A 24,024-nucleotide genomic window follows, 5' to 3' on the forward strand; every position below is an offset into this window, starting at 1 on the left:
CTCGGCTTTATCCGATGGTGACCTTAACCCGACCGGGTGGTGCGGTCAGACCCGACCGGCGACACGGCGGCGGCGCGCCACCTCCGCGAGCAGCACGCCGGCCGCCACGGACGCGTTCAGCGACTCCACGCCCGCCGCCATCGGGATCGACACCGTCGCGTCGCACGTCTCGCGGACCAGGCGCGACAGCCCGCGGCCCTCCGAGCCCAGCACGATGACCAGCGGGTCGGCCGCCAGCTCCAGCTCGTCGATGTCCACCGAACCGTCGGCGTCCAGGCCGACCAGCATCAGGCCCTCGTTCGCCCACGCCTTGAGCTGGCGGGTGAGGTTGGTCGCCACCGCGATCGGCAGCTTCGCCGCCGTCCCGGCGCTCGTGCGCCACGCCACCGCCGTCATGCCCGCGCTGCGCCGCTCCGGCAGCAGCACGCCGTGCGCGCCGAACGCGGCCGCCGAGCGGATCACCGCGCCCAGGTTGCGCGGGTCGGTGACGCCGTCGAGCGCGACGAACAGCGGCACCTCGCCCGAGTTGCGGGCCGCGGCCATCAGCTCGTCCGGGTGCGCGTACTCGAACGGCGGGACCTGCAGGCCCAGGCCCTGGTGCACGGCCCGGTTCGTCTTGCGGTCCAGTTCCTCGCGCGGGATCTCCAGGATCGAGATGCCCTTGTCGCCGGCCAGCCGGACGGCGTCGTTCACGCGGTCGTCGATCTCGATGTTCAACGCGACGTACAGCGCGGTCGCGGGGACGCCGGCGCGCAGCGCCTCCACCACCGGGTTCCGCCCGGCGATCAGCTCCGGCTTGTCGGCCTTCTTCTGCCGCGCCTGGTCGCGCTTCGTCTGGGCGTTCGCCTGGCGGTAGGCCTTGTGCCCGGGGCGGTCCTCCGCCTTCGGCGTCGGCCCCTTGCCTTCGAGGGCCTTGCGGCGCTGACCGCCCGAGCCGACGACGGCACCCTTCTTGGTGCCCGTCTTGCGGATCGCGCCCTGGCGCCGCGAATTGCCTGCCATGGTGAAAGTTTCCTTGCTGTGTAACGGGATCAGTCGGACTTGACTGTCCACTGAGGACCGTTGGGGGTGTCCTCCACCACGATGCCCGCCTGCGAGAGGCGGTCACGGGCGGCGTCCGCGCGGGCGAAGTCCTTCTCGGCGCGGGCCTGCTGGCGCTCGGCCAGCAGCCCTTCGACGATCCGGGACAGCGCGTCCTTGGTGGGCGTGTCGGAACCGCCCGCCTCGGACCAGCGCGCGGACAGCGGGTCGAGGCCGAGCACGTCGGTCATCGCGCGGACGGCCGCGGCGAGTTCGAGTGCCTTGGGGGTGTCGCCCGCGTCGAGAGCGGCGTTACCGTCGCGCACCGTGTTGTGCACCACGGCGAACGCCTGCGGGGTCGCGAGGTCGTCGTCGAGCGCGTTGGCGAACTCCACCGGGATCGTGCCCAGCGCCACCTCGCCGGACTGCGCGGCGCGACGCAGGAACGTCTCGATCCGCCGGTAGCCCTGCGCGGCCTCCGACAGCGCGCCGTCGGAGTACTCGATGGTCGAGCGGTAGTGCGGCTGGACGAGGTAGTAGCGCAGTTCGGGCGCGCGGTAGCGCTCCAGCATCGACGGGATCGACACGGTGTTGCCGAGCGACTTCGACATCTTCTCGCCCGACATGGTCACCCAGGCGTTGTGCAGCCAGAACCGCGCGAAGGCGTCGCCGGCCGCGTTCGACTGGGCGCGCTCGTTCTCGTGGTGCGGGAAGACCAGGTCGATGCCGCCGCCGTGGATGTCGAACTCCGCGCCGAGGTACGCCGTCGCCATCGCCGAGCACTCCAGGTGCCAGCCCGGCCGGCCGTTCCCCCACGGCGTCGGCCACGACGGCTCGCCCGGCTTCGCGCTCTTCCACATGGTGAAGTCGCGCGGGTCGCGCTTGCCGCGGGTCGGCGTCTCGCCCTGCTGGACGTCCTCGAGGACCTGGCCGGACAGCTTGCCGTACTCGTCGAACGACTTGACCGAGAAGTAGACGTCGCCGTCCGCGACGTAGCCGTGGCCGCTCTCGATGAGGCGTTCCATCAGCTCGACCATCTGGGTGACGTGCCCGGTCGCGCGCGGGTTGATCGACGGCGGCAGGCAGCCGAGCTGCTCGTACGCGGTTTCGAAGGCGCGCTCGTGCGTCGCGCCCCACTCCCACCAGGGCCGCTCGTGCTCGGCGGCCTTGGTCAGGATCTTGTCGTCGATGTCCGTGACGTTGCGGACCAGCAGCACGTCCAGTCCACTGTGGACGAGCCAGCGGCGCAGGACGTCGTAGTTCAGGACGCCGCGGACGTGCCCGATGTGCGGAACGCCCTGCACGGTGGCACCACACACGTAGATCGACGCCGTTCCGCTACGGACGGGGTGGAACTCCCGCACGCTCCGGGTCGCTGTGTCGAAAAGGTGTAGGGCCACCCTCAAAGGGTACGGGGTCGGGCGTGAGGGACGTCTCTGGGTCTCAGCCGACGCCGTGGGTGCGCAGGGCCGTGAGCAGGGCGTCCGGCCGCTCCGCCGTCGGCAGCGGGTCGACCAGCGCGAACTCGCAGCCGAGCGCGCGGGCGCCGCCGTCGGCCTCCTCGCTGTCGCCGACCATCAGCGTCTCGGTGGCCGGGACGCCGAGCGCCTGCACGGCCTTGCGGAAGATCTCCAGCTCCGGCTTGATGGCGCCGACCTCGAAGGAGAGGACGAACTCGTCGACGTAGGCGTCCCACCCGCGCGCGGTGAAGGCCGGCCGGATGTCGAAGGCGATGTTGCTCAGCACGCCGACCTTCAGTCCCCGCTCGGACGCCGCCTTCAGCGCGGCTTCGGTGTCCGGGTACGGCGTCCACTGGCTGGGATCGATGAGCCGGTTGTAGAGCGCTTCGGCCTGGTCGACGTGCGGGACGCCGGACTTCTTGAGCACCTCGAGGTAGACCTTCCGGTGCAGCTCGGGGTCGCGGTCGCGGTGCTGCCAGGCGTGCACGTGCTCGGCGTCCAGCTCGACGACCTGCCCGACGGGGGCGGTCATCCGGCGCATCAGCTCGGCCTGCGCCTCGATGTCGAGGGGCTCACCTTCGTGGTTCGTCAGTTCGGTGAGCCAGGACTCGTCCTGCTCGAGCCGGAAGAGCGTGCCGGAGTAGTCGAACAACACGGCCCTGATCGTCATGGTTTCCAGCCTAACGGGACCCTCAGGCCGAATGCCCTGTGATGTGTTCGGGAACAACGCGCACGAGCACGCGCACGACGTCGGCCGGCTCGGGCGGGAAGACGTCACCGGTGTACTTGCGGGCGAGTTCGTCGTTCAGCTCACGGCCGCCTTCGACGGTGACCTCGGCGCGGCCGCGGATCTCGACGTAGTTTTCGGGGTCGGCGAGGTCGAAGACGGAGAGCGAGACGCGGGGATCGCGCCGGATGTTGCGTTCCTTGCGCCGGCCCTGGACGGTCACGAAGAGGACGGTGTCGCCGTCGCGCTTGGCCCAGACGACGGAGCTCTGCGGCGACCCGTCGGCGTTCGTGGTGGCGACGACGGGGTAGTTGGCGCCGTCGAGCAGGGCCTTGGTGGCTTCGTTGAACATGGTCTGGACCCTATTTCACGTTGCCGGCGACCTTCTCGACTTTCAGCCGGACGACGACGCGTTCGACTTCGGGGCCTTCGTGCGGCGGGTCCTGGGCGAGGTACTTGTGGCTGAGGGTCTTGGGGAGGGCCTTGCCGGGGTCGGGGGTGAGCGTGGCGGTGCCGCGCAGCTGGGTGTGGCGGTAGGGATTGGTGGCGTCGGTGATCGAGACGCTGAGGCGGGGATCTCGGCGCAGGTTGCGGACCTTCCGGCGGTCCTCGGTCGCGCTGAAGACGAGATCGCCGTCGTCGAGACCGACCCAGACGACGGAGGTCTGCGGGCCACCGTCGGGATCGAGGGTGGCGACGGTGGCGAAGTTCTTCCCGTCGATCAGCGCGCGGACATCGTCCGAGAGGGTGAGGGCCATATCACGCCGAACCGGCGCGGCTCGGGCCCTATTCCGCGGCTCCGGCTGACATGAATGACTCATTCATGTCATCTGGCGACATGAATGAGTCATTCACTACGTCCGGGCCAGCAGCAGCGCCGTAGCGAAGGCCGCGATCCCCTCACCGCGCCCGGTCAGACCCAACCCGTCCGAAGTCGTCCCCGACACGCTCACCGGCCCGCCGACCGCCTCCGACAGCACCTTCTGCGCCTCCTCGCGCCGCTTCCCCACGCGCGGTGCGTTGCCCACGATCTGCACGGAAGCGTTCCCGACCCGCCAACCAGCGGCGGAAATCAGCTCGCGGACCTCCACGAGCATGTCCACGCCGTGAGCGCCGTCCATCCGCGGGTCACCCGTGCCGAACACTGCGCCCAAGTCACCAAGCCCAGCCGCCGACAACAGCGCGTCGCACAACGCGTGCGCTGCCACGTCGCCGTCCGAATGGCCCGCGCAGCCGTCCACGCCCGGCCACAGCAGCCCCGCCATCCAGCACTCGCGGCCCGCCTCGACCGGGTGGACGTCGACCCCGTTGCCGATCCTCACAGCGTCTCCTCGTTCTTCGGTGCCGCCGCGATCGCCTCGGCCAGGGACAGTTCGAAATCCGTCGTGACGCGCATCGCGTCCGGGTGGCCGGCCACCAGCGCCGCGCCGGCCACGTCCCACGGGTCGGCCGCCGACAGGAACGCCGGCAGCGTGTAGCCGATCGGCGTCTGGGCCGTGCGCAGCCGTGTCCGGTCCTCGGTTCCGACGATCAGGGACGAATCGGTCAGCTTCACCGTGTCCGCCATCGGCAGCACCGGGACGACGACCGGAGCGTCACCCACCGCGGTGATGACGTCACGCACCGTTTCCGCAGGAATGAAGGCACGCAGAGCGTCGTGGAGGAGTACAACTGAGTCACGGGGAAGATCGGGCTCGACGACGGCGAAGGCCTGCCGGAGCGAGCCGGGGACGACCCGGCAGTCCAGGCCGCGAACGGCCTCGGAAAACAACGAAGCACACCGCTGGGGGGCCGCCACGAGCACCAGATCGATCTCCGGTACGTCGAGCAGCCCCCGCACGGTGTGCGTGAGTAGCGGCTCACCATGGACCGGCGTGAGAGCGAGCTCTCCGTCGGAGGCATGATGTGCGACGGTCACGATCGCGACGACGTTCATCGGTTCGCGATCGTAGAGGCATCCACCCGCCCGTCGGGTGGACCACCCTGGGCTCAGACCGTCGCGGTTTCCAGAACTTCGTCGAGGAGGACTTCAGCCTTGTCCTCGTCGGTGCCCTCCGCGAGCGCGAGCTCGCTGACCAGAATTTGCCGCGCCTTGGCGAGCATGCGCTTCTCGCCTGCCGAAAGCCCGCGGTCCTTCTCTCGCCGCCAGAGGTCGCGCACCACTTCGGCCACCTTGTTCACATCGCCGGAGGCGAGCTTCTCGAGGTTGGCCTTGTACCGACGAGACCAGTTGGTTGGCTCCTCGGTGTGCGGAGCACGCAGAACGTCGAAGACCTTGTCCAGTCCTTCTTGCCCGACGACATCGCGCACGCCTACGATCTCGGCGTTGTCAGCGGGCACGCGAACCGTGAGATCCCCTTGCGCGACCTTGAGGACGAGGTACTTCTTTTCCTCGCCCTTGATCACACGGGTCTCGATGGCTTCGATGAGTGCGGCACCGTGGTGCGGGTAGACGACGGTCTCTCCGACCTTGAAAACCATGTGTCCTCTGCCCCTTTCGCTGACTCCATCCTAGCACGGTCCGCCAGTGCCCACCTAGCGGGCCGGACTCGTCCTCGCAGGTCAGCGGCCTGAGCGGGGCTTGACAAACGTCGGAGGCCCATGCTCATGCAGGTGACCGGGACGCGTTTCCCGACGTGGCAGGAAATCCTTTGTGGACGGTTGATCTTGGGCGCAACGCGGACCGGTTCTGCCCGGGAGATCGCGCCCGGCTAGTCTTCGCGGGAACGAGGCCGTGAAACTGGAAGGACTGCGACGTGAGGCTGCAGAATCGTCGCGTGCTCGGCGCGGGCGTGCTGGCGCTCGGTGCCGCGCTCGTGCTCGCCGGGTGCGGGGCCGGCCAGATCACCCAGACCGACACGCAGCAGCCCGCCGTCAACGGCACGTATGCCCAGGTCAAGACCATCGTCCTGCGTGACGCCGCGGTGCAGTACCCGACGTCGGGTCCCGGCTACCCGGCCGGCGCGACCCCGTCGCTCACGCTGACGATCGTGAACACCGGCACCCAGGACGACTCGCTCGTCTCGGTGACGACCGAGGACGGCACCCAGGCGACGGTGAGCGGCTCGAAGGCCGTCGTCGCCGCGCACTCGCTGGTGATCGGCCCGGACGACGCGGTCGAGTCCACCAATGAGGTGCAGACCACACCGCCGAGCGCGCCCTCGTCGAGCTCGAGTTCCAGCTCCACGCCCACCAAGTCGGAGACGAACACGCCGGGCAGCCTGACGGCGTCGTCGACGTCCGAGGTCCCGTCGTCCGGCCCGGCCGCGACGCCGACGGCGCCCGAGAAGGTCGGCCAGGCCACGGTCAAGCTGCCGGCGCTGAAGCAGCCGCTGTGGCCGGGGCAGACCATCAAGGTGACCTTCGTGTTCCAGAACGCGGGCCCGGTCACCGTGGAGCTGCCGGTCGCGGCTCCGGCGCACGTCAAGGAGTAGGTCCCCGGTTTTGTCGGTGGTCGCCGATAGCCTCGCGGGGTGAAGAAAGGGACCACCTACCGCTGCGGGAGCTGCGGGTACGAAGCGGCCAAGTGGCTGGGCCGGTGTCCGGAGTGCCAGGAATGGGGCTCCTTCGAGGAACGCGGGGCACCTGCCAAGCCGGCCATCCAGCGCGTCGCCGCCGGGGCGCCCAGCGCGCCCGCGCGGCCGATCGGCGAGGTCGACGTCGAAGCCGCGCGTGCCCGGCGCACCGGCGTTTCCGAGCTCGACCGCGTGCTCGGTGGCGGCCTCGTCCCCGGCGCCGTCGTCCTGCTCGCCGGTGAGCCCGGCGTCGGCAAGTCGACCCTGCTGCTCGAAGTCGCCTACCAGTGGGCGAAGACCGTCGACCGGTCCCTGTACGTCACCGGCGAGGAGTCGGCCGGCCAGGTCCGGTTGCGCGCTGAGCGAACGGGCAACGTCCACGACGGCATGTACCTGGCCGCCGAAAGCGATCTCGCGGCCATTCTCGGGCACGTCGACGACGTCAAGCCGGGCATGCTGATCGTCGACTCGGTGCAGACGATGGCGTCCCCGCAGGTGGACGGCTCACCAGGTGGGGTGACGCAGGTCCGCGCGGTCACGTCCGGGCTGGTCGCGCTGGCCAAGGAGCGCGGGCTGCCCGTGGTCCTGGTGGGGCACGTCACGAAAGACGGCTCGGTTGCCGGCCCGCGCGTGCTGGAGCACCTGGTGGACGTGGTGCTGCAGTTCGAAGGCGACAAGCACTCCACGCTGCGGATGCTGCGCGGCATCAAGAACCGGTTCGGCGCGTCCGACGAGATCGGCTGCTTCGAGCTGCAGGAAGAAGGCATCGTCGGCGTCCCGGACCCGTCCGGGCTGTTCATCAGCCGCACGGCGGAACCGGTGCCGGGCACGGCGATCACGGTGTCGATGGAGGGCAAGCGGCCGCTGCTGGGCGAGGTCCAGGCGCTGGTGTCGTCGACGTCGGCACCGCAGCCGCGGCGCGCGGTGAGCGGGCTGGACTCGGCGCGCGTGGCGATGGTCCTGGCCGTCCTCGAGAAGCGCGGCGGGCTGAAGCTGGGTGACAAGGACGTCTACACCGCGACCGTCGGCGGCATGAAGATCACCGAGCCGGGGATCGACCTGGCACTGGTGCTGGCGCTGACGTCGTCGTTCGAAGACGTCGCGTTGTCGCCCCGGCTGGTGTCGGTGGGCGAGGTCGGGCTGGCCGGTGAGATCCGCCGCGTGCCGAGCGTGGGGCGCCGGCTGGCGGAGGCCGCGCGGCTGGGCTTCACGCACGCCCTGGTCCCGCCGGACTCCGGGAAGCCGCCGGCGGGAATCCGCGTATTGGAGGTGGCGAACGTCGCAGACGCGTTGAACGCGGCCAGTCACGCCCGCTGATCACCCCGAGGTCTGCGTGATGGCGTACGAGTAGACCGCGTCCGGCTCCCCGAGCTTCCGGGAGTCCGGCGGGAACACCGGGATTTCCGAGGACATCGTGACCGTCGTGCTCGGGATCGCGGCCGAGTTCGGCGGCCGTTCCGTCGTCATGCTCAGCGGGACGTCGTTCCGGTGCGTGATCGTCGTGCTGTCGGTCGCGGCCAGCAGTTGCGCCGTCGAGGGGTCGAAGTAGAGGCGCTCGCCCGTATCCTTCGCGATGACGACCGTCGCCGGGCGGCCGTCGGGCGTTTGCGACGCCTTGGCGAACATCCCGGGCAGCGTGCTGACCACGTCCAGCAGGGCGAGCCGGACGTCCTTGCGGAGCAGGCCCAGCGCCAGCACCGAACGCGCCATCGTGAGCGCTTCCACGGTCGAGGACCCGGCGGGCGAACGGTCGCGCGCCAGGGCTGCGGCCAGCTGCGCGCGGTCCGGGGTGAGCGACGCGACGAACGACGCGTCGGGCGCGAGCCAGTTCTCGGGCGGCCGGCTGGGGAAGACCCCGGCCGGGCCGTACTCGTCGAGGGGCGTCCGGTTGACCTTGACCTTCGCCTGCGTGGCTTCGTCCAGCCCGGTCACGCCGCCCGTCCACCGCGTGCGGCGGTGCCAGACGCCGGTCGGGTCGGCGGGGATCCACAGCTCGACGATCTGCTGGGTCTCGGCCTTCAGCCCGAAGATGAGCTGGGGCACCCAGGCGGTCTTCTGCGCGTAGTGGAATTCGCCGGGTGCGAGCGGGCGGTCGATGTCCTGCAGCGTCGCGCCGGGCCGCGTCGGTTCCGGGGCCGGCGGACGCAGGGAAACGACGACGCCGAGCCCGCCGACCAGCGTGACGACGGCCGCGGCCACGGCGATCCACCGCCAGCTCCCGCGCCGGCGCGGCCGGGGTGGTGCTTCTTCGGTCGTGCCGGCCGCCGCCATCAGGGACGCGCGAGCGGAGGCGAGCTCATCGCCGGAGTCGACGTCGTCGTGCAGATCGGACAGGGCCGCGTCGAGTTCGGCGTCGGACCAGATCTTCCGGACGTTGTCTTCACGCAAGGTCCTGCACCTCCTCTTGAGCCGGGGCGTTCGTCCTGAGCCAGCGTCTGATCCGGTGCAGCCGGGACCGGACGGTACCGGGCGGGATGCCGAGGGCTTCGGCGACCTCGGCCGGTTCGAGCCCGGCCCACGAGACGAGCAGCAGCGTGTCGCGATCGGCGGGGCTGAGCTTGGCGAGCGCCCCGGCGAGCTGCGCGGCGCGCACCTGGGCATCGACCTGCTCGGCAACGCGGCCGTCGTGCGCGGCGTGGCTGTGGTCCCCGGCGCGGGCGAGCCGCGCGGTGGCCTGCAGCCCCCGCAGCTCGGACCGCACGTGGTGGCGCAGCAGGTTGGTGGCGATGCCGTAGAGCCAGGAGCGCGCGGTGCCGAGTTCGGGCCGGTAGCTGTCCCGCCGCCGGAGCGCGACGAGGAAGGTCTCGGCGACGAGGTCGTTGGCGGGTTCGGTCCCGACGCGCCGGGCGAGGTATCGCCGGAGAGCGGCGGCATGGGCGTCGAAGAGCCGCCCGAACGCCGGCCCGGGCTCGCTTCCGCCCAGGTCCGGGCGGTCGTGCCCCCAGATCTCCGATCCCTCGTGGATCACCTGCATGCCCCCAGTTGCCCGCAGCGCGCGCGAGCGTTCACGGGCGAACCTACCTTCGTCGTGATCCGTTCCGGGTGGGTGAGAGACACGGCCTGACCTGGACCGCGATCATCCCTGGTGAGGCGCCAACACACCAGCGCCACACCTGGGGAAGGATCGCCATGCGTAGATTCCGCGCGGGATTCGTCGCGCTCGTCGCCGCTCTCGGGCTCGTCGGCCTGCCCGCCGTTGCCCAAGCCCGTACCGAAGCCGTTCTCAACATCCAGTACCAAGTCCAGCAAACCGGCTACTGGTGCGGCCCCGCCGCCACGCGGATCGCCATGTCCGCGCGGACCGGGAACCTGCCCAGCCAAGGTACGCTCGCCTCGCAGCTCGGGACCACCACCAACGGCACCGACTGGATCGGCCAGGTCACCGGCGTCCTGAACTCCGACCTCGGCACCTCCTGGTACGAGACCAAGGAAATGCCGAACGACCCGCCCACCCAGGCCCAGCGCGACCTGCTCTGGCGGGACATCACCCTCGACATCAACAACGGCTACGCGATCGTCGCCAACATCGTCGCCCCCGCGAACAACCACCCGCCCGGCTACCCGAACTACACCATCTACCACTACTTCACGATCATCGGGTACGACAGCTCCGACATGACCGTCAAGATCGCGGACCCGGCGAGCTTCGGCGGGAACCAGATCTACTGGCTGAGCTTCAACCAGCTCGCGACGCTGATCCCGCCGAAGGGCTACTCCGCCTAGATCCCCAGCAGACCCCAATAAACCGCCCAGGGAATTAACACCACGCCGCCGGCCAGGGCCACGCCGAGGCGGGGGGTTCGGTGCCGCCACCACGTCACCGCCGTGCCGATGGTGGCGGCCACCGCGCCCAGTGCCAGCAGCTGCAACGCCAGCCACGGCAGCGGCCGGCCCAGTACCGCCGGGCCCAGGCCCTTGCCCATCGTCGTCTGGATCAGCACGTCGACGACCAGGAACCCGACCACCGTCAGCAGTCCCGTCACGCCCAGCCAACGCGTCCCGCGGCGCAGGCCGAAACCGAACGCCACCAGCAGGAACACCAGCACCGCCAGCTGAAGCCACGTCGACTCGTACCAGGCCAACGGCGGCACCGCGACGCTCGACCGGTCCTGCGGCGGCGGTGCGTCGGCCGAAGACGCCGCGGGCAGGTCGTGCACCCACGTGCCCACCAGCTCCAGGTAGCCCGGCGCGTACCCGGGCAGCTTGTCGTAGCCGTTCGTCGTGCGGCGCAGCTGGTGCTGCGCGTCCGGGAAGACCCGCAATGTGTATCGCGCCAGGGACTCCTGGAAGATCCGGACCGCTTCCCCCGGCGGTGTCAGGACGTCCTTCGCACCCCACAGCCCGAGTACCGGCTGACGCAGGCTCTTCAGCACCGGCACCGGGTCGTAGTACGCCTCCGGGAACACGCCGCCGCCGACGAGCTGGCGCATCATCGTCGACGACGCCATCCGGACCATCGAGCCGTCCACGTCCAGCTGCCGCAGCTGGTTTTCGATCGCCCACGCCTGTTGCCGCGACGGCTCGACCCCGTTCGCCCCCAGCGTCACCACGAAAGCGACGTCAGCGGAACGGGAAGCCGCCAGCGGTGCCACCCAGCCGCCTTCGCTCAACCCCCACACGCCGACCCGCGACGGGTCCACCTCCGGCCGTTTCCGCAACGCCTCGACGGCCGCCAGCGCGTCGTCCGCCAACGTCGAGTACGACCGCGAGAACTGCGAATACCCTTCGGTCCGCTTGTCGTAGATGAGTGTCGCGATTCCTTGCCGCGCAAACGCTTCCGCCTGATCGCGGTAGTCCTCACGGCTGTGTTCCCCCGAGCCGTGGACCATCACCAGGCCCGGCAGTTTCGATCCCCCGGGCGGGGCGACGACGCTGCCGTGCAACGTCACTCCGCCGTTCGTGAAAGTCACGTCCGAGCTGTCCGCGGCCGAAGCCGACGGAACCGAAAGAGCCAGGATCACCCCGGCCAGTAGTAGAGCCCCTCTTCGCATCTGAGATCCCCTGTCATGTTTTTTCCCCTGGGTCCGGGAACGCGAGCAGGCGCACGAGCACGCGCCGCGCTTCCGGTGACCGGTCGTCCTCGGGCCGCCAGTACCGGCGGAACAGCTCCATGTAGTCGTCCCAGAACTGCTTCAGTTCCTCCGCGGTGAGCCACGTGCCGCCGCGGGCGTAGAGCAGCGCGTCCGGCCAGTCGCCGGGCAGTGCGTCACGCGCCTCCGCGAACCGGTTCAGCTTTTCGAGGTCGTCCTCGAACCCCTGGCGCTGCATGTCGTCGAACAGCACGCGGGATTCGGCGCTCTGTGAGCTGCGGCGTGGCCAGCGGATGTCCCGCGGCCGCGTCCGCCACCACCGTTCCTTGCCCTTGGCCAGTTCCGGGACGTCCTCGACGAACCCGAACCGTGCCAGCTCCCGCAGGTGGTAGCTGGTCGCGCCGGTGTTCTCGCCGAGTGTCTGCGCGAGCTTCGTGGCTGTCGCCGGACCCGCGGACAACACGCCGAGTATCCGGCGCCGCAACGGGTGCGTGACGGCCTTGAGGACGTCCGGGTCCAGTTCTTCCGGTGGTGGAGCGCTGGTCATGACGCCACTGTAGCCGTGCAAAGAAAGTTGTGCAAAGAAATCTGTGCACGCGGGAATCCCAGATTGTCAGACCCGGGCCTTACTATCCGTGCTCATGTGGTTCCGAGGGGTCAGACGCCGTGGGTGAGCCGAACCTGCCCGCCCGGCAGATGGGGCGTCAACTGAAGCGCATGCGCGAACGGCTCGGCATGACGCAGGACGAAGCCGGCGCGCCGCTGCGCATGTCGACGAGCAAGATGTCGCGCATCGAGATGGGGTACCTGCCGCCCTACCACGACTTCCGCGCGCTGCTGGACCGGTACAACGTGGTCGTTTCGGACTGGGGCGAGTACATCGCCGCCTACGACCGCGCCAAGGAGAAGGGCTGGTGGCACCACTACGGGGTGGGCAACCGCGGGTTCCTGCCGATCGAGGCCGAGGCGAGCAAGGTGCGGGTCTTCCAGTTCGGCTACATCCCCGGACTGCTCCAGACCGAGGCGTACATGCGCGAGGTCTTCGCCGCGGCGCGGGTGCAGATGAAGCCGAAGGTGCTCGAGAACCAGGTCACCGTGCGGCTGCTGAGGCAGTTGCGGCTCACCGACCCGCCGATCCTGCAGCTCCACGCGATCATCGACGAGTACGCGCTGCGCAAGCCGATCCTTGGGCAGGCGGAGAGGAAGGAGCAGCTGCGGCACCTGATCGAGCGGGCGAGGATGCCTAACGTGACCCTCCAGGTGGTGCCGGAGGATGTCGGCGCCTACGCGGGTCAGAACGGCAACCTCATCATCGCGAGCTTCGATGATCCCCAGGAGCCGGACATCGCCTACGTCGAGCACATCTTCGGCTCGGTTCACGTTGAGAAGGAGGGAGAGGTCGCCGCTGCTAAGCTGGCCTTCAAGGATTTCGCCGATCGGGCCTTGGACGCGGAGGACTCGATCGCGCTGATCGAACGGCTCTGAGCGGGAGGCTGCGGTGTCCACTGTAGACGCACGGTGGGTCAAGAGCAGCTACAGCACAGATGGCCAGGGCAGCGACTGTGTCGAGGTGGCCCTCGGTGCGCGAGTGGGCGTGCGGGACTCCAAGGCGCCCCATGGCGAACTGCACCTGAGCGCCGCCGCCTGGTCGGCCTTCCTCACCAAATCGGGTGATCGCTGAACTTCCGCAGCGTCTGCACCGACGGCCGCACGAAGAACATCCCGGCCACGTAACCCAACGTGGCGAAGGTGAACGTCGCCACCGTGGTGAGCAGGTCCGGCCGCAGCCGGAACACGAGCGACGCGGCGAAGAGCCCGAGAATCAGCACGAGCGTCAGCACGTACGCGAACACGAGCGCCGTGCGCGCCGACGTCGCGCTCGCGACCACCAGGTAGTCACCGCGCAGGCAACGCCGTGACGAGAGCACCAGCACCGCGATCACCAGCACGCCCAGCGGCGGCAGCACGACCGCGGCCTTCCCGATCAGCGACTCCGGCAGCGCGTGGCCGCGCGCGAGGCTCTCGAGGAACGTCGTGAGACCGACCAGAAGCACCATCGCGGCGATCATCGAACACCCGACGACCACCGAACCCGCGCGCACCCGCTCGGCGAACCGGGGCGGCAGCGGGACGAACTCGACCTGTCCGGAAGTGCCCTGCATCCACCTCACCTCCGAACGCCGTGAAGGCCACCATAAGGAACTTGGCGTTCCGCACGGTGGCCTCCACGAAGATTCAGACCGAAAGGGCTAACTGGCCGCCAGCAAGTTGGCGCACCGGATCAGCCCGATGTGCGAATAGGCCTGCGGATGATTGCCGAGGGACCGTTCCGCGATGGGGTCGTACTGCTCGGGCAGCAGCCCCGTCGGGCCGGCGGCCGCGACGATCTGGTCGAACAGCTCCTGCGCCTCGGTGCGCCGCCCGGTGAGCAGGTACGCCTCGATCAGCCACGCCGCGCAGATGTGGAACCCGCCCTCACCACCGGGAAGGCCGTCGTCGCGGCGGTAACGGTACACAGTGGACCCACTGCGCAGCTCCGCCTCGATCGCGGTCACCGTGTGCTGGAACCGCTCGTCGGCCGGGTCGATCAGGCCGGTGAGCCCGACGAACAGCGAGGCCGCGTCGAGGTCCGTGCCGTCGTAAGCCGTGGTGAAGGCCTGGACCTCGTCGTTCCAACCGTGCGTGAGGACATCGTGGGAGATCTCCTCGCGCAATCCGTGCCAGTTGCCCGGGATTTCGCGGCCGTACTGCTCGCCGAGCTTGATCGCGCGGTCGATGGTCACCCAGCACATGACGCGGGAGTAGACCCGGTGGCGCGGCACGTGCCGCTCCTCCCAGATCCCGTGGTCGGGCTCGTTCCAGCGCCGCGTCACGGCTTCCGCCATCGCGCGGACCAGCTGCCAGTCCTCGTCACGCAGGTCGCTGCGCGCCGCGGCCAGCGTGCCGACCAGCTCGACAACCGGGCCGAAAACGTCCAGCTGCACCTGGTGGTTCGCCAGGTTGCCGACGCGAACCGGGCGAGAACCGGCATAACCGGGCAATGACTCGATGACCGCTTCGGCGCCGATCACGCTGCCCGCCAAGGTGTACAGCGGGTGCAGCCGCTCCGGGCCGGCCAGCGTCGCGAGCACGCCGTGCAGCCACCGCAGGTACCCCTCGGCCTCCTCGATCGAGCCCAGGTGCACGAGCTCCCGCACGGTCATCGCGGCGTCGCGGATCCAGCAGTAGCGGTAGTCCCAGTTGCGGACGCCGCCGATCTCCTCCGGCAGCGACGACGTCGCCGCGGCGAGCACGCCACCGGTGTCGGTGTTGACCAGGCCGCGCAGGGTCAGCGCCGAGCGCAGCACCAGGTCGGTCTGCACCGTCGGGAGCCGCAGCTTCGACGTCCACTCGCTCCAGTAGCGGCCGGCGCGGTCGCGTCGCTCCACTTCGGACAGTTCGTGCGGGCCGAGGTCGGTCGTGCCGCAGCGCAGCTCCAGCACCACCGGCTGGGTCGGCGTCGGCTGGACCAGCGCGCTCGCGGTGTCGTGCAGGCCGTCGGAGGTGATGGTCCACTCGACGCCCGGCGAGTACAGCACGAACGGTTCCGACGTGCCGAGGACCCGCACGCCGCCTTCGACGATCTCCAGCTTCACCGGCACCCCGCCGAACTCGGGGCGCGGCGCGAACTTGACGCTCGCCACCGCTTCACCCGAGATCACGCGGACCAGGTCCGTGCGGTGCTGCGGGCTCTCCGGCTCGAGGTAGTCGGTGACGAGCAGGCGCGACCAGCGCGTCTCGACCGTCATCGTGTTCGGCAGGTAGCGCTGGCCCAGCGGCAGGCCGTTGCGGTGCGGCTTGATGGAGAAGTGGCCGGCACCTTCGCCGCCGAGCAGGTCGGCGAACACCGCGGGCGCGTCCGGGCCGGGGTGGCAGAGCCAGGTCAGCTTCGCGTCCGGCGTCAGCAGCGCGACCGAGCGCTCGTTGGCCAGCATCGACAGCCGCTCGATCGGCGGCGCCGACTCGCCGTACAGCCAGTTGCGCCGCTCTTCCAGCATGAACGCCAGCACCAGGGCGACGTCCACGGTGTCCGGGACGCGGAAGCCGGCGAGCGTCTCGCCGTCGCCGACCTTGATGCCCAGGTCCGGGCCGGAAAGGCGGGCGAAGGCCTTCTCGTCGGTGACGTCGTCGCCGAGGAAGATCGCCGCGGTGGCGCCGACCTGGTGGCGCAGGATGTCGAGCGCGCGCCCCTTGTCCGTCTGGACGACCGCGAGCTCGACCACCTCCTTGCCGTCGGTGGTCGACACACCCTCCCATGTGGACGGTCCGGTGTGGACGGCCGCGAGCACGCGGCGCCCGGCCTCGTGCTCGGCTCGGCGCACGTGCACCGCGATGCTGGCCGGCTTGACCTCCAGCGACACGCCCGGGACGTCCAGCACGAGCTGCTCCAGCTCGGCCTCCAGCCGCCGGTGCAGGTCGCGCGCCTTCTCGTCGAGGGCGTGGATGAAGCCGATGTCGAACTCCGAGCCGTGGCTGCCGACGAGGTTCACCTCGGAGGGCAGCCGCGACAGCGTCGCCAGGTCACGCAGGGCGCGGCCGGAGATCACCGCGGTCGTGGTCTCGTGCAGACCGGCGAGCGATCTGAGGGCGCCCACGGACTCGGGCAGCGGACGTGCCTCGTCCGGGTTGAGGGTGATGGGTGCCAGCGTGCCGTCGTAGTCGCAAGCGACCAGCAGGCGCGGCGTGCGGGCGATCTGGACGATCGCACGCCGCAGCTCGGCGGGCAGGGCCTCGGCAGTCAACACTCCTCCTCAGGAGCTCGTGCGTGGTCAAAGACTATGTCAGTCGACCGCCTCGGTGCCCAAAGCCTGCAGGAACGAGCGCGCCCATCGATCGACGTCATGGGTGAGGACCTGGCGACGCATGGCGCGCATCCGGCGACGGCCCTCGGCCGGGTCGAGCGTAATGGCAGCTACTAAAGCGTCCTTCACCCCGTCCAGGTCGTGGGGGTTGACGAGGAATGCGCTAGAGAGCTCGGCGGCCGCGCCGGCGAACTCCGACAGCACCAGCGCGCCCCCGAGGTCGTGGCGGGCGGCGACGTACTCCTTGCAGACGAGGTTCATGCCGTCACGCAGCGGCGTCACGACCATGACGTCCGCGGCGGAGAAGAAGGCGGCCAATTCGGTGCGGTCGACCGATTGGTGCAGGTAGTGGACGACCGGGTGGCCGACGCGGGAGAACTCGCCGTTGATCCGGCCGACCATCTGCTCGATCTCGCCGCGCATCCGCTGGTAGTGCTCGACGCGCTCGCGGCTGGGGGTGGCGAGCTGGACGAACGTGACGTCGTCCGGTTGCAGCCGGCCTTCGTGCAGCAGCTCGTGCAGCGCCTGCAGCCGCAGGTCGATGCCCTTGGTGTAGTCGAGGCGGTCGACGCCGAGCAGGACCGTCTTGGGGTTGCCGAGGTCGCGCCGCAGCTGCGCGGCCCGCTCCTGGACGCCCTTGGTGCGGGCGAGCGTGTCGAGGCCGGCGGCGTCGATGGAGATGGGGAAGGCGCCGACCCGGACGGTCCGGTCGCCGACCTGCATGGTGCCCGGCCGCGACCGGACGCCGACCGCGCCGCGCGTCGACTCGAGGCCGATCAGCTGACGGCACAGCCACAGGAAGTTCTGCGCCCCGCCGGGACGGTGGAAGCCGACCAGGTCGGCGCCGGTGAGGCCGCGGATGAGCGCGGCGCGCCACGGCATCTGCATGAACAGCTCGACCGGCGGGAAGGGGATGTGCAGGAAGAAGCCGATGCGCAGGTCCGGTCTCAGCTCGCGCAGCATCGCCGGCACCAGCTGTAGCTGGTAGTCCTGGATCCAGACGGTCGCGCCCTGGGCGGCGACGTCGGCGCTGGCCTGCGCGAACCGGCGGTTCACCTTGACGTAGCTGTTCCACCACACGCGGTCGAACACCGGGCGCTCGACGACGTCGTGGTAGAGCGGCCAGAGCGTGGCGTTGGAGAAGCCTTCGTAGTAGTCGCGGACCTCGTCGGCGCTGAGCGAAACGGGGTGCAGCACCAGGCCGTCGTCGTCGAACTCCTCGACGTCGACGTCCGGGATGCCCGGCCAGCCGACCCAGGCGCCCTTTCGCGACCGCAGGAACGGCTCCAGCGCGGAGACGAGCCCACCCGGGCTGGCCGTCCAGCGGCGTTCACCGTCCGTCGTGCGTTCGAGGTCCACCGGTAGCCGGTTCGCCACTACGACGAAGTCGGCCTGGTTCCCGTTCTCCTTGTCACTCACAGCTGCTGCTCCTCGCGTCCTGGGTCGCGGCCCCAGAGTGAAACCCTATCGCGATAACCATGAACAGCCGGTGACCGCCGAGTTACTCCACCAATACCCCCACCGCCGCCCTCAACGGAGGCACTTCGTGCCGCTGCGTTATTCAAGACTTCGTTCGGTCGGTTCGAGCGGACCAGCCATGCGTGGTCCGGCGAACCGCCGCTCGAGCCTGCCCAGGCCGGTCCGCACCGGCTGGGCGAGCCATTCCCCGAGTACCACGCCCGCTGCCAGCGCAAGCCCGATTGCGACGGCGGTCATGAGCGTCGAGATGTTGCCACTGGGCTCGACCCCGATCTGATACAGACCACGGTAGGTCGAGAGACCCGGAAGCAGCGGAGTGATCCCGGACACGGCTACTACCAGTGGAGTAACACCGAGTCGCCGCGCGAGCACGCCACCGCAGAACCCGACGAGCGTCGCGGCGATGGCGGAGGAGCTGACCCCGTCCAATTGGGCGACCGTGAGTGACCCGTAGACGGCGGCCCCGATCCCCCCGGCGGCCGCGGCGACGAGCATCGCGCGCATCTTGGAGTAGCTGGCGAGCGCGAAGCAGGCGGCGGCGCCGGCCCCGCCGAGCACGACCATCGGCAGCTGCGTCGCGGTCGAGGTCGGCACGTCCGGCAGCGGCGTCCGCGGCAGGCCGAGCATGACGGCGATCCGCAGGGCGAGCACGACCCCGGCGATCAGGCCGGCGGACATCAGCGCGGTCTCCATGGTGCGGCCGGCGGCGGTGACGTTGTAGCCGGTGATGGCGTCTTGCACGGCGGAGACGGTGGAGAGGCCCGACAGCAGCACGGTGACCGCGGCGGCGACGACGAGCGTCGGTTTGTCCGTGGTCAGGACGTTGAAGCTGACGATGGCCATGGCCGAGAGCGTCGCGACCAGGCCGCCGATGACCTGCTGGAAGAAGAAGGGCAGGCCGTAGCGGTTGACGAACCGCCCGATCCGGTCGATGACGCCGGAGATGACGAAGGCGACGAGCGCGATGTCGAGGCCGCCGCCGAGCAGCAGGGTGATGAAGGCGGCGACCCCGCCCCAGGCGAGCGTCGCGGTCCAGCGCGGGTAGGGGTGCGAGGCCTGCGTGATGCGTTCGAGCTCCTGCTGCGCCTGCTCGGCCCCGACGTTCCCGCGCACGATCTGCCGGATGAGCTTCTCGGTCTCGGTGAGCCGGGTGTAGTCGAGGCTCCGGCTCCGCACGACGCGCAGCGCGGTGACGGGCGTGAGGTCACTGCCCCGGTGGCAGGTGACGGTGATCGAGGTGAAGATGACGTCCACCTCGCAGTGCGGCAGCCCGAGAGCCCCGGCGATGGCGATGATGGTGGCGGTGACGTCGGACGCTCCGGCGCCGCTGGCCATCTGCACCTCACCGATGCGCAGGGAGAGGTCGAGCACGAAGTTGACGGTGGCCTCGTCGGGCAGCTGCGGCCCCATGGCCTCGTCGGCGTCGACGGCGGGGAACTCGCCGGTGGGAGCCTCGAGGACGTGCCAGGGGCGGCGCTTGAGGAGGTTCGGGCGGTGGGTCCGCGGTTTCTGCTCGGGAGGTTCGAGGAGGGGCCATCTCGTCGTGGTGTGCCCGTTGCTGTCGATCGTCAAGATCCACCTCCTCGCTCTGTCGTCCTCCTCCGGGTGCATCGACGGGGGTGTGTCCATCGTTGCAGTGGCGTTGACCACGTTGCTCCATAGTGGCCTGGAGCTGGCGATCTTGCCTCTTGACAGGGCGTCGGGGCGGGGCCGATACACTGGGGGCGGTGCCTTGGGTACCAGGCCGCTATAGCTCAGCTGGTAGAGCATCTGTCTTGTAAACAGAAGGTCAGGGGTTCGAGCCCCCTTGGCGGCTCAGAAGAGGTGTAACACCGCGATCAGCCCGGTCGACTTCGGTGAGGCGTGCAGCGTATTTGCCAGCCTCCGGTTGAAAAAGGCCGAGCGGAGGAGAGAATTCGTCTCCCCGGGGGTCGCGATGGCCGGTGCGGAAGTCTTCGACCTCGGCTGGCTCAGCAGGGCGACCGTCGTGCGAGTCGAACTCGACGTCATGGCCAATGTGCGGCTGATGACGGAATCGAACATCGAGGCGTACAAGAAGAGAATTGCTTACCGGATGGTCGGTGGCGTGGCTACGCAACGTCCATTCGACATCACCGTCCCGCTCGACGGGCACTGGTACGTCGCCGTGGACACCGAGGGCCTGAAGGCGAGCCGGTTCCGGGCCGAGATCACCATCGTCACGTGATCAGCGGCCCGTCCGGCGGTCGTCGGGGTTCAGGAGCCCGGGATGATGAGCAGGGGGTACTGGCGGTCGACCACGCAGAGGGCGTTGGTGGCCCACATCGCGAGCGAACTGCCCACGCAACGTACCCCCGGCGTGGGTTCCGCCTGGGCCGAAGCCGTTCCGGTCGCTCCGAGGAGGACTCCGGTCGTCAGAGCCAAGGCACCGATCGTGGCAGTGATGCGTCGCATGGCGATTCTCCTGTCCTAGAGCCGGTTTCCGGTTGGTCGTGCCGCCGGGGAGTGCCCCGGAAACGGTGCGGGGAACGGATTCGCGGCCGATGGCACCGTCTCGGGTGACACCCACTGGGGGCGGGCCGCCCTCGGTGCCCGCCCCCAGCATCCGGTCAGTCGCCCTGGCTGGTGCCGCCGTCGGTGATCTCGCCCGCCGCGCAGTTGCCCGGGTTCTCGCCGCTCGCCTCGTGTTCGCCCGGCGACAGGATCGGCACGCCGATGCCGTTGAGCGAGTCCTGGATCGGGACCTGGACGCCGAGGACGTTGACGTTGTTGCCGCAGACACCCGGCGTCACGTTGAGGTTGTGCAGGACGTCGGTGTTGTGCAGGTTGACCAAACCGGCCTCGCCGAACTCGTCGCCGTCGTAGCCGGGGGTGTCGGCGGCGGCGATCCCGCCGGTGAGGAACGCGCCGGCGGCGAGGGCGGCGGTGATCAGGCCGATCTTCTTGATCATGGAGCATCTCCTCGGTTGGGAATGGAACGGGGAAAGCGTTGTCGGTGCGGAGGGTGCACGCCGCGGTCGCGATTCATGCGTGGACCCCTCGATCGTGTTCCGGAAAAGCGGCGAAATTCCATGACCTTGTAGCTGGATCGGGTGAGTTTGCGCTGGTCGGCGCCGTGCCTTATCGGGGGTAATGCGGAAGTGGTGAATGGCGTGTGGTTATGGTGTGCCCGATTGATCGCCATTGGCGGACGAGTCGGTGAACGGGTGAGATCGTGACGAGCGGGACGCGGCAGGGAGGCGACACGGTGAATGCCGGTCGGATCCTCGGGCGTGCGCTCGTCGTGCTCGGCGGCGCTGCCGCGGCCTGCGCGATCGCGTGGCTGACGGCCACCGCGTCGGCCAGCACCGTCACCGAGGTCACGGATGCGCCGATCGCTGTCGTGCAGCCGCCCGCGCTGGATTCGATCCCCGTGGTGCGGCAGGCGCGCGGCGCCGCGGCGCCGGCGGTCGCCCGGGTGCGCGAGCTGTCTGGAGCAGCCGCGCACACGGCCCGGTTCGCGACCGGTGTGGTGGCTTCGGTGCCGGCCACCGTCGTCTCGGTCGGGCGCACTGCCGTTGCGGAGCCGGGTGCACCGGCCGCGGGCCCGCGCGACCACCTCGAAAAGCCGGCCGCCGGTCCCGGTGTCGCGGAGGCGTCCGGCTCGACGCGCGCGACGGCGAGCAGCGGCCCGCGCGAACGGTCCGCCGCCTTCTCCTCGGTGGTCCCGGTTCGCGCGGGGGTCGTGAGCCAGCCGCACACCCGGTCCGAGCACGGTGACGGCGGCCGATCGTGGCTGCTGTCCTGCGTGGGGCCGGCCGTCGCCGGTTTCACGGCCGGCCACGACCGCAATTTCGGTGACGCGATCCAGGAATCGGCAGCGGTTCGTCCGCAGCCGTCGCACCACGGGTACGGCGTGCTGCGCCGGGCCGTGGCGTCAGCGGAAATCCAGCCCGGCGTCACGCCGGACTGACGCGCGTCCGAACTTCCGGCCGTTCTTCCCCCATTGTTTTTTTGAAGGAGTATTTGTCATGCGCATTCAGACGAAGCGAACCCTGCAGATCGCACTGGTCAGCGGCGGCCTGCTGATGGTGGGCGCCGGTGTCGCGTCCGCGTCCGTCACCGACGCGGAGCTGCCCGCGGCGAGCCAGCAGCGTCCCGCCCCGGCCGCCGAGGCCCCCGCGCCCGCAGCGGTGCTGCACACGGTGCCCCTGCACCTGCTCCAGCAGGAAGTGACGCCGAGCACCGAGGTCACCGGCGACCTGCCCGAGCACGACCTCAACGCGCCGCTGGGCAGCGAGCTGGCGGCCACCGAGCTGCCGATCGCGCTGCCGCTGACGGCGACGGCCGACACGGAGTCCGACCGGACGACCACGCCGATCGACGGCGGGCTGCCGCTGCACGGGACCGTCACGACCCAGCCGCTCAACCCCACCGCGGGCACCCGGGTCACCGGTCTGAGCACGTCCGACAGCCCGCGCGCGGACGCGCCGGCGGCGGGCCTCCCGCTGCTGGGCGCGCTGCTGCCGAGCGCCAACGGACTCCTCCCGACGCAGGCGCTCGGTGGGGCGTCCGACCTGACGTCGCTCGCCGGGCTGACCAAGCTGGCCGGGAGCACCCCGCTGAACCAGGGCGGCCGCTACAACACGGGCGCGGTCACGGCCCCGGTGACCCAGCACGGCCCGGGCGCCATCGAGTCGGCGACCAAGCTGCTCGGCAAGTAGTTCACCCACGTTTCGGGGCCGGAAGCGCACGCGCTTCCGGCCCTGACGTGTGTCAAAGCTGCGCCGGCTCCTCGTACCGCAGTTGCCGCCAGACGCCGTCGGGATCCGGCGCCGGCCGGTCCGTCGCGGCGACCGGTGTCCAGCCCGGTGGCCACTGAGAGCGGCTCGACGGGCGGATCCACACGTGCCGGAACATCTTCTGCCGTCGCTCGGCCGGCCACGCGAACGTCGCGTCGTGGAAGCGGGCGCCACCGCGGAACACCGCGCCGTCGAAGCGGACGTCCTGCTCGAAGTGGGTCTGGGTGAACCAGACGTCGGTGCGGAAGGTGGCCTCGCCGAGCCAGGCGCTGTCGAGGAACCGGGTGCCGGTGAACCGGGCCTCCTCGTGGAAGTTCGTGCCCCGGAAGCGGGCCTTGCCCCGGAGCTCCGCCGTGCGGAACCGAACGCCCTTGACGAAGGTCGCGTCGCTGAACCGGGCCCGGCCGGTGAACGTCGTGCGGTCGAAGTCGGCTCGTTCGAGAAACGCCGTGCCGCCCAGGTCGGCGTCGCCGTCGAACTTCGCGCCGGCGAACTGGGCGGAGCGGACCCGGCAGCGTCGGAACTGGAATTCGAAGAGCGTCGCGCCGCGGAGATCCAGGTCGACGTCCGGCCAGAAGGCGTCGGAGCCCGTCCCCGGGCGCAGGTGCCGAGCGAGGATGCGCTGAGCGGCGATCCGCACGTGCTTTTCCTGCTCGTGCTCGGCTTCGAACGGCATCCGCAGGTAGGCGCACAGCACGTCGATCACCGTGTGCCGCTGCGCCTGCGTGTTCTGCGCGAGCCGTTCCAGGGCGTACAGGCCGCCCAGCCGGACCGCGGCTTTGTCCGAACCGAGCTGCTCGACGGCCTTCGCGTACAGCTCGGTGATCCGGCGCTCCGCGGCGTCGGCTTCGGTGTGCCGCTGGACGAGCTCCTTGTGCGCGAGATCGCGGCGTTTCTCGACGAGATCCTGTTCGGCGGTCTGCTGTCTGCGCGCGGCCAGCAGCAGGCCCACGGCGCCGCCCGCGCCGAGCACGATCGTGCCGACGGTCCGGATCGCCTCCAACCCGAGGCCGTACACCGCGAGCAGCGGCCACCCGATCCCGGCCGCGACCACCACCAGCCCGGCCGCGCACCAGGCGATCACGCGGTTCGACAGCACCTTGCCGGGCGTCACGTCGTCGTCCATGCGGCTATCTTCGCGAATTTGTCCCCCGTGCGAGCTACTCGCAACTGTCCACTCCACGGTGACGTT

The 24,024-nt window shown here is 70.0% G+C and carries 27 protein-coding genes and 1 tRNA gene; 9 read left to right on the forward strand and 19 right to left on the reverse strand.

The window, feature by feature from the left end; genetic code table 11:
- Positions 1–45: 45 nt before the first annotated feature.
- From rlmB to ACERZO_RS34655, 8 genes are all read right to left on the reverse strand, one after another.
- Positions 46–1,002 carry a 23S rRNA (guanosine(2251)-2'-O)-methyltransferase RlmB gene (rlmB, locus tag ACERZO_RS34620; protein WP_372669925.1) on the reverse strand — a complete coding sequence of 319 codons (957 nt, stop codon included), beginning with the start codon at positions 1,000–1,002 and terminating at the stop codon, positions 46–48.
- 29 nt (positions 1,003–1,031) lie between these two features.
- Positions 1,032–2,420: a cysteine--tRNA ligase gene (gene cysS, locus ACERZO_RS34625; protein ID WP_372669927.1), complete on the reverse strand. Its 1,389-nt coding sequence runs from the start codon at positions 2,418–2,420 to the stop codon at positions 1,032–1,034.
- Between the two features lie 43 nt (positions 2,421–2,463).
- Positions 2,464–3,150 (reverse strand): HAD family hydrolase, encoded by a 687-nt coding sequence (locus ACERZO_RS34630; RefSeq protein WP_372669929.1) that lies wholly within the window; start codon positions 3,148–3,150, stop codon positions 2,464–2,466.
- A 22-nt stretch (positions 3,151–3,172) separates the two neighbouring features.
- A complete protein-coding gene (locus tag ACERZO_RS34635; protein ID WP_372669931.1) occupies positions 3,173–3,559 on the reverse strand; it encodes a PPOX class F420-dependent oxidoreductase in 387 nt (128 codons plus the stop codon).
- Between the two features lie 10 nt (positions 3,560–3,569).
- Positions 3,570–3,965: a PPOX class F420-dependent oxidoreductase gene (locus tag ACERZO_RS34640; RefSeq protein ID WP_372669934.1), complete on the reverse strand. Its 396-nt coding sequence runs from the start codon at positions 3,963–3,965 to the stop codon at positions 3,570–3,572.
- Positions 3,966–4,061: 96 nt separating this feature from the next.
- Positions 4,062–4,529 (reverse strand): 2-C-methyl-D-erythritol 2,4-cyclodiphosphate synthase, encoded by a 468-nt coding sequence (ispF, locus tag ACERZO_RS34645; protein ID WP_372669936.1) that lies wholly within the window; start codon positions 4,527–4,529, stop codon positions 4,062–4,064.
- The gene (locus ACERZO_RS34650) at positions 4,526–5,143 is read right to left on the reverse strand and encodes an IspD/TarI family cytidylyltransferase (protein WP_372669938.1); all 618 of its coding nucleotides are present in this window, start codon (positions 5,141–5,143) and stop codon (positions 4,526–4,528) included. The genes ispF and ACERZO_RS34650 overlap by 4 nt, the downstream gene beginning before the upstream one ends.
- A 53-nt stretch (positions 5,144–5,196) precedes the next feature.
- Positions 5,197–5,688 (reverse strand): CarD family transcriptional regulator, encoded by a 492-nt coding sequence (locus tag ACERZO_RS34655; protein ID WP_004559016.1) that lies wholly within the window; start codon positions 5,686–5,688, stop codon positions 5,197–5,199.
- Between the two features lie 275 nt (positions 5,689–5,963).
- Here ACERZO_RS34655 and ACERZO_RS34660 point away from each other — a divergent pair, with 275 nt between their 5' ends.
- Together ACERZO_RS34660 and radA are read left to right on the forward strand one after the other, a co-directional pair.
- A complete protein-coding gene (locus ACERZO_RS34660) occupies positions 5,964–6,641 on the forward strand; it encodes a hypothetical protein (protein WP_372669941.1) in 678 nt (225 codons plus the stop codon).
- A 39-nt stretch (positions 6,642–6,680) separates the two neighbouring features.
- Positions 6,681–8,039 (forward strand): DNA repair protein RadA, encoded by a 1,359-nt coding sequence (gene radA / locus ACERZO_RS34665; protein ID WP_372669942.1) that lies wholly within the window; start codon positions 6,681–6,683, stop codon positions 8,037–8,039.
- Here the strand turns inward: radA and ACERZO_RS34670 are convergent, their stop codons facing one another.
- Positions 8,040–9,110: a hypothetical protein gene (locus tag ACERZO_RS34670; protein WP_372669944.1), complete on the reverse strand. Its 1,071-nt coding sequence runs from the start codon at positions 9,108–9,110 to the stop codon at positions 8,040–8,042.
- Positions 9,103–9,696 (reverse strand): RNA polymerase sigma factor, encoded by a 594-nt coding sequence (locus tag ACERZO_RS34675; protein WP_372669946.1) that lies wholly within the window; start codon positions 9,694–9,696, stop codon positions 9,103–9,105. The genes ACERZO_RS34670 and ACERZO_RS34675 overlap by 8 nt, the downstream gene beginning before the upstream one ends.
- A gap of 155 nt (positions 9,697–9,851) precedes the next feature.
- On the opposite strand from ACERZO_RS34675, the gene ACERZO_RS34680 reads away from it, so the two are divergent.
- Positions 9,852–10,445, forward strand: a complete 594-nt coding sequence (locus ACERZO_RS34680) for a C39 family peptidase (RefSeq protein WP_372669948.1) — start codon at positions 9,852–9,854, stop codon at positions 10,443–10,445.
- Here the strand turns inward: ACERZO_RS34680 and ACERZO_RS34685 are convergent.
- Both ACERZO_RS34685 and ACERZO_RS34690 read right to left on the reverse strand, forming a co-directional pair.
- Entirely contained in the window at positions 10,442–11,713 is a 1,272-nt protein-coding gene (locus ACERZO_RS34685; protein ID WP_372669950.1) for an alpha/beta hydrolase family protein, read from the reverse strand. The genes ACERZO_RS34680 and ACERZO_RS34685 overlap by 4 nt on opposite strands.
- Before the next feature lie 13 nt (positions 11,714–11,726).
- Positions 11,727–12,299, reverse strand: a complete 573-nt coding sequence (locus tag ACERZO_RS34690) for an ArsR/SmtB family transcription factor (RefSeq protein WP_372669952.1) — start codon at positions 12,297–12,299, stop codon at positions 11,727–11,729.
- 149 nt (positions 12,300–12,448) lie between these two features.
- On the opposite strand from ACERZO_RS34690, the gene ACERZO_RS34695 reads away from it, so the two are divergent.
- Positions 12,449–13,237 (forward strand): helix-turn-helix domain-containing protein, encoded by a 789-nt coding sequence (locus tag ACERZO_RS34695; RefSeq protein WP_372670407.1) that lies wholly within the window; start codon positions 12,449–12,451, stop codon positions 13,235–13,237.
- A gap of 85 nt (positions 13,238–13,322) precedes the next feature.
- Positions 13,323–13,433 carry a DUF397 domain-containing protein gene (locus ACERZO_RS34700; RefSeq protein WP_372670408.1) on the forward strand — a complete coding sequence of 37 codons (111 nt, stop codon included), beginning with the start codon at positions 13,323–13,325 and terminating at the stop codon, positions 13,431–13,433.
- On the opposite strand, the gene ACERZO_RS34705 is transcribed toward ACERZO_RS34700, so the two are convergent.
- From ACERZO_RS34705 to ACERZO_RS34720, 4 genes are all read right to left on the reverse strand, one after another.
- Positions 13,411–13,914 (reverse strand): hypothetical protein, encoded by a 504-nt coding sequence (locus ACERZO_RS34705; RefSeq protein WP_372669953.1) that lies wholly within the window; start codon positions 13,912–13,914, stop codon positions 13,411–13,413. The genes ACERZO_RS34700 and ACERZO_RS34705 overlap by 23 nt on opposite strands.
- 87 nt (positions 13,915–14,001) lie before the next feature.
- Positions 14,002–16,533, reverse strand: a complete 2,532-nt coding sequence (gene otsB, locus ACERZO_RS34710; protein ID WP_444843241.1) for a trehalose-phosphatase — start codon at positions 16,531–16,533, stop codon at positions 14,002–14,004.
- A 39-nt stretch (positions 16,534–16,572) separates the two neighbouring features.
- Positions 16,573–18,012: an alpha,alpha-trehalose-phosphate synthase (UDP-forming) gene (locus ACERZO_RS34715; protein ID WP_372669956.1), complete on the reverse strand. Its 1,440-nt coding sequence runs from the start codon at positions 18,010–18,012 to the stop codon at positions 16,573–16,575.
- Between the two features lie 138 nt (positions 18,013–18,150).
- The gene (locus ACERZO_RS34720) at positions 18,151–19,644 is read right to left on the reverse strand and encodes a threonine/serine ThrE exporter family protein (RefSeq protein ID WP_372669958.1); all 1,494 of its coding nucleotides are present in this window, start codon (positions 19,642–19,644) and stop codon (positions 18,151–18,153) included.
- A gap of 171 nt (positions 19,645–19,815) precedes the next feature.
- On the opposite strand from ACERZO_RS34720, the gene ACERZO_RS34725 reads away from it, so the two are divergent.
- Positions 19,816–19,888: transfer RNA gene (locus tag ACERZO_RS34725), tRNA-Thr, on the forward strand.
- Positions 19,880–20,278 (forward strand): DUF1883 domain-containing protein, encoded by a 399-nt coding sequence (locus ACERZO_RS34730; RefSeq protein WP_372669961.1) that lies wholly within the window; start codon positions 19,880–19,882, stop codon positions 20,276–20,278. The genes ACERZO_RS34725 and ACERZO_RS34730 overlap by 9 nt, the downstream gene beginning before the upstream one ends.
- A gap of 29 nt (positions 20,279–20,307) precedes the next feature.
- On the opposite strand, the gene ACERZO_RS34735 is transcribed toward ACERZO_RS34730, so the two are convergent.
- On the reverse strand, positions 20,308–20,505 hold the full coding sequence (locus ACERZO_RS34735) for a hypothetical protein (protein WP_372669963.1): 198 nt from the start codon (positions 20,503–20,505) through the stop codon (positions 20,308–20,310).
- Positions 20,506–20,660: 155 nt separating this feature from the next.
- Complete coding sequence (locus ACERZO_RS34740) at positions 20,661–21,002, reverse strand: hypothetical protein (protein ID WP_372669965.1); 342 nt, start codon at positions 21,000–21,002, stop codon at positions 20,661–20,663.
- A gap of 296 nt (positions 21,003–21,298) precedes the next feature.
- On the opposite strand from ACERZO_RS34740, the gene ACERZO_RS34745 reads away from it, so the two are divergent.
- Positions 21,299–22,003, forward strand: a complete 705-nt coding sequence (locus ACERZO_RS34745) for a hypothetical protein (protein WP_372669967.1) — start codon at positions 21,299–21,301, stop codon at positions 22,001–22,003.
- 58 nt (positions 22,004–22,061) lie between these two features.
- On the forward strand, positions 22,062–22,754 hold the full coding sequence (locus ACERZO_RS34750) for a hypothetical protein (RefSeq protein WP_372669969.1): 693 nt from the start codon (positions 22,062–22,064) through the stop codon (positions 22,752–22,754).
- 52 nt (positions 22,755–22,806) lie between these two features.
- On the opposite strand, the gene ACERZO_RS34755 is transcribed toward ACERZO_RS34750, so the two are convergent.
- Positions 22,807–23,958 carry a pentapeptide repeat-containing protein gene (locus ACERZO_RS34755; protein WP_372669971.1) on the reverse strand — a complete coding sequence of 384 codons (1,152 nt, stop codon included), beginning with the start codon at positions 23,956–23,958 and terminating at the stop codon, positions 22,807–22,809.
- Between the last annotated feature and the right edge of the window lie 66 nt (positions 23,959–24,024).

It is taken from the genome of Amycolatopsis kentuckyensis, from assembly GCF_041679295.1.
Classification (GTDB): domain Bacteria; phylum Actinomycetota; class Actinomycetes; order Mycobacteriales; family Pseudonocardiaceae; genus Amycolatopsis; species Amycolatopsis kentuckyensis_A.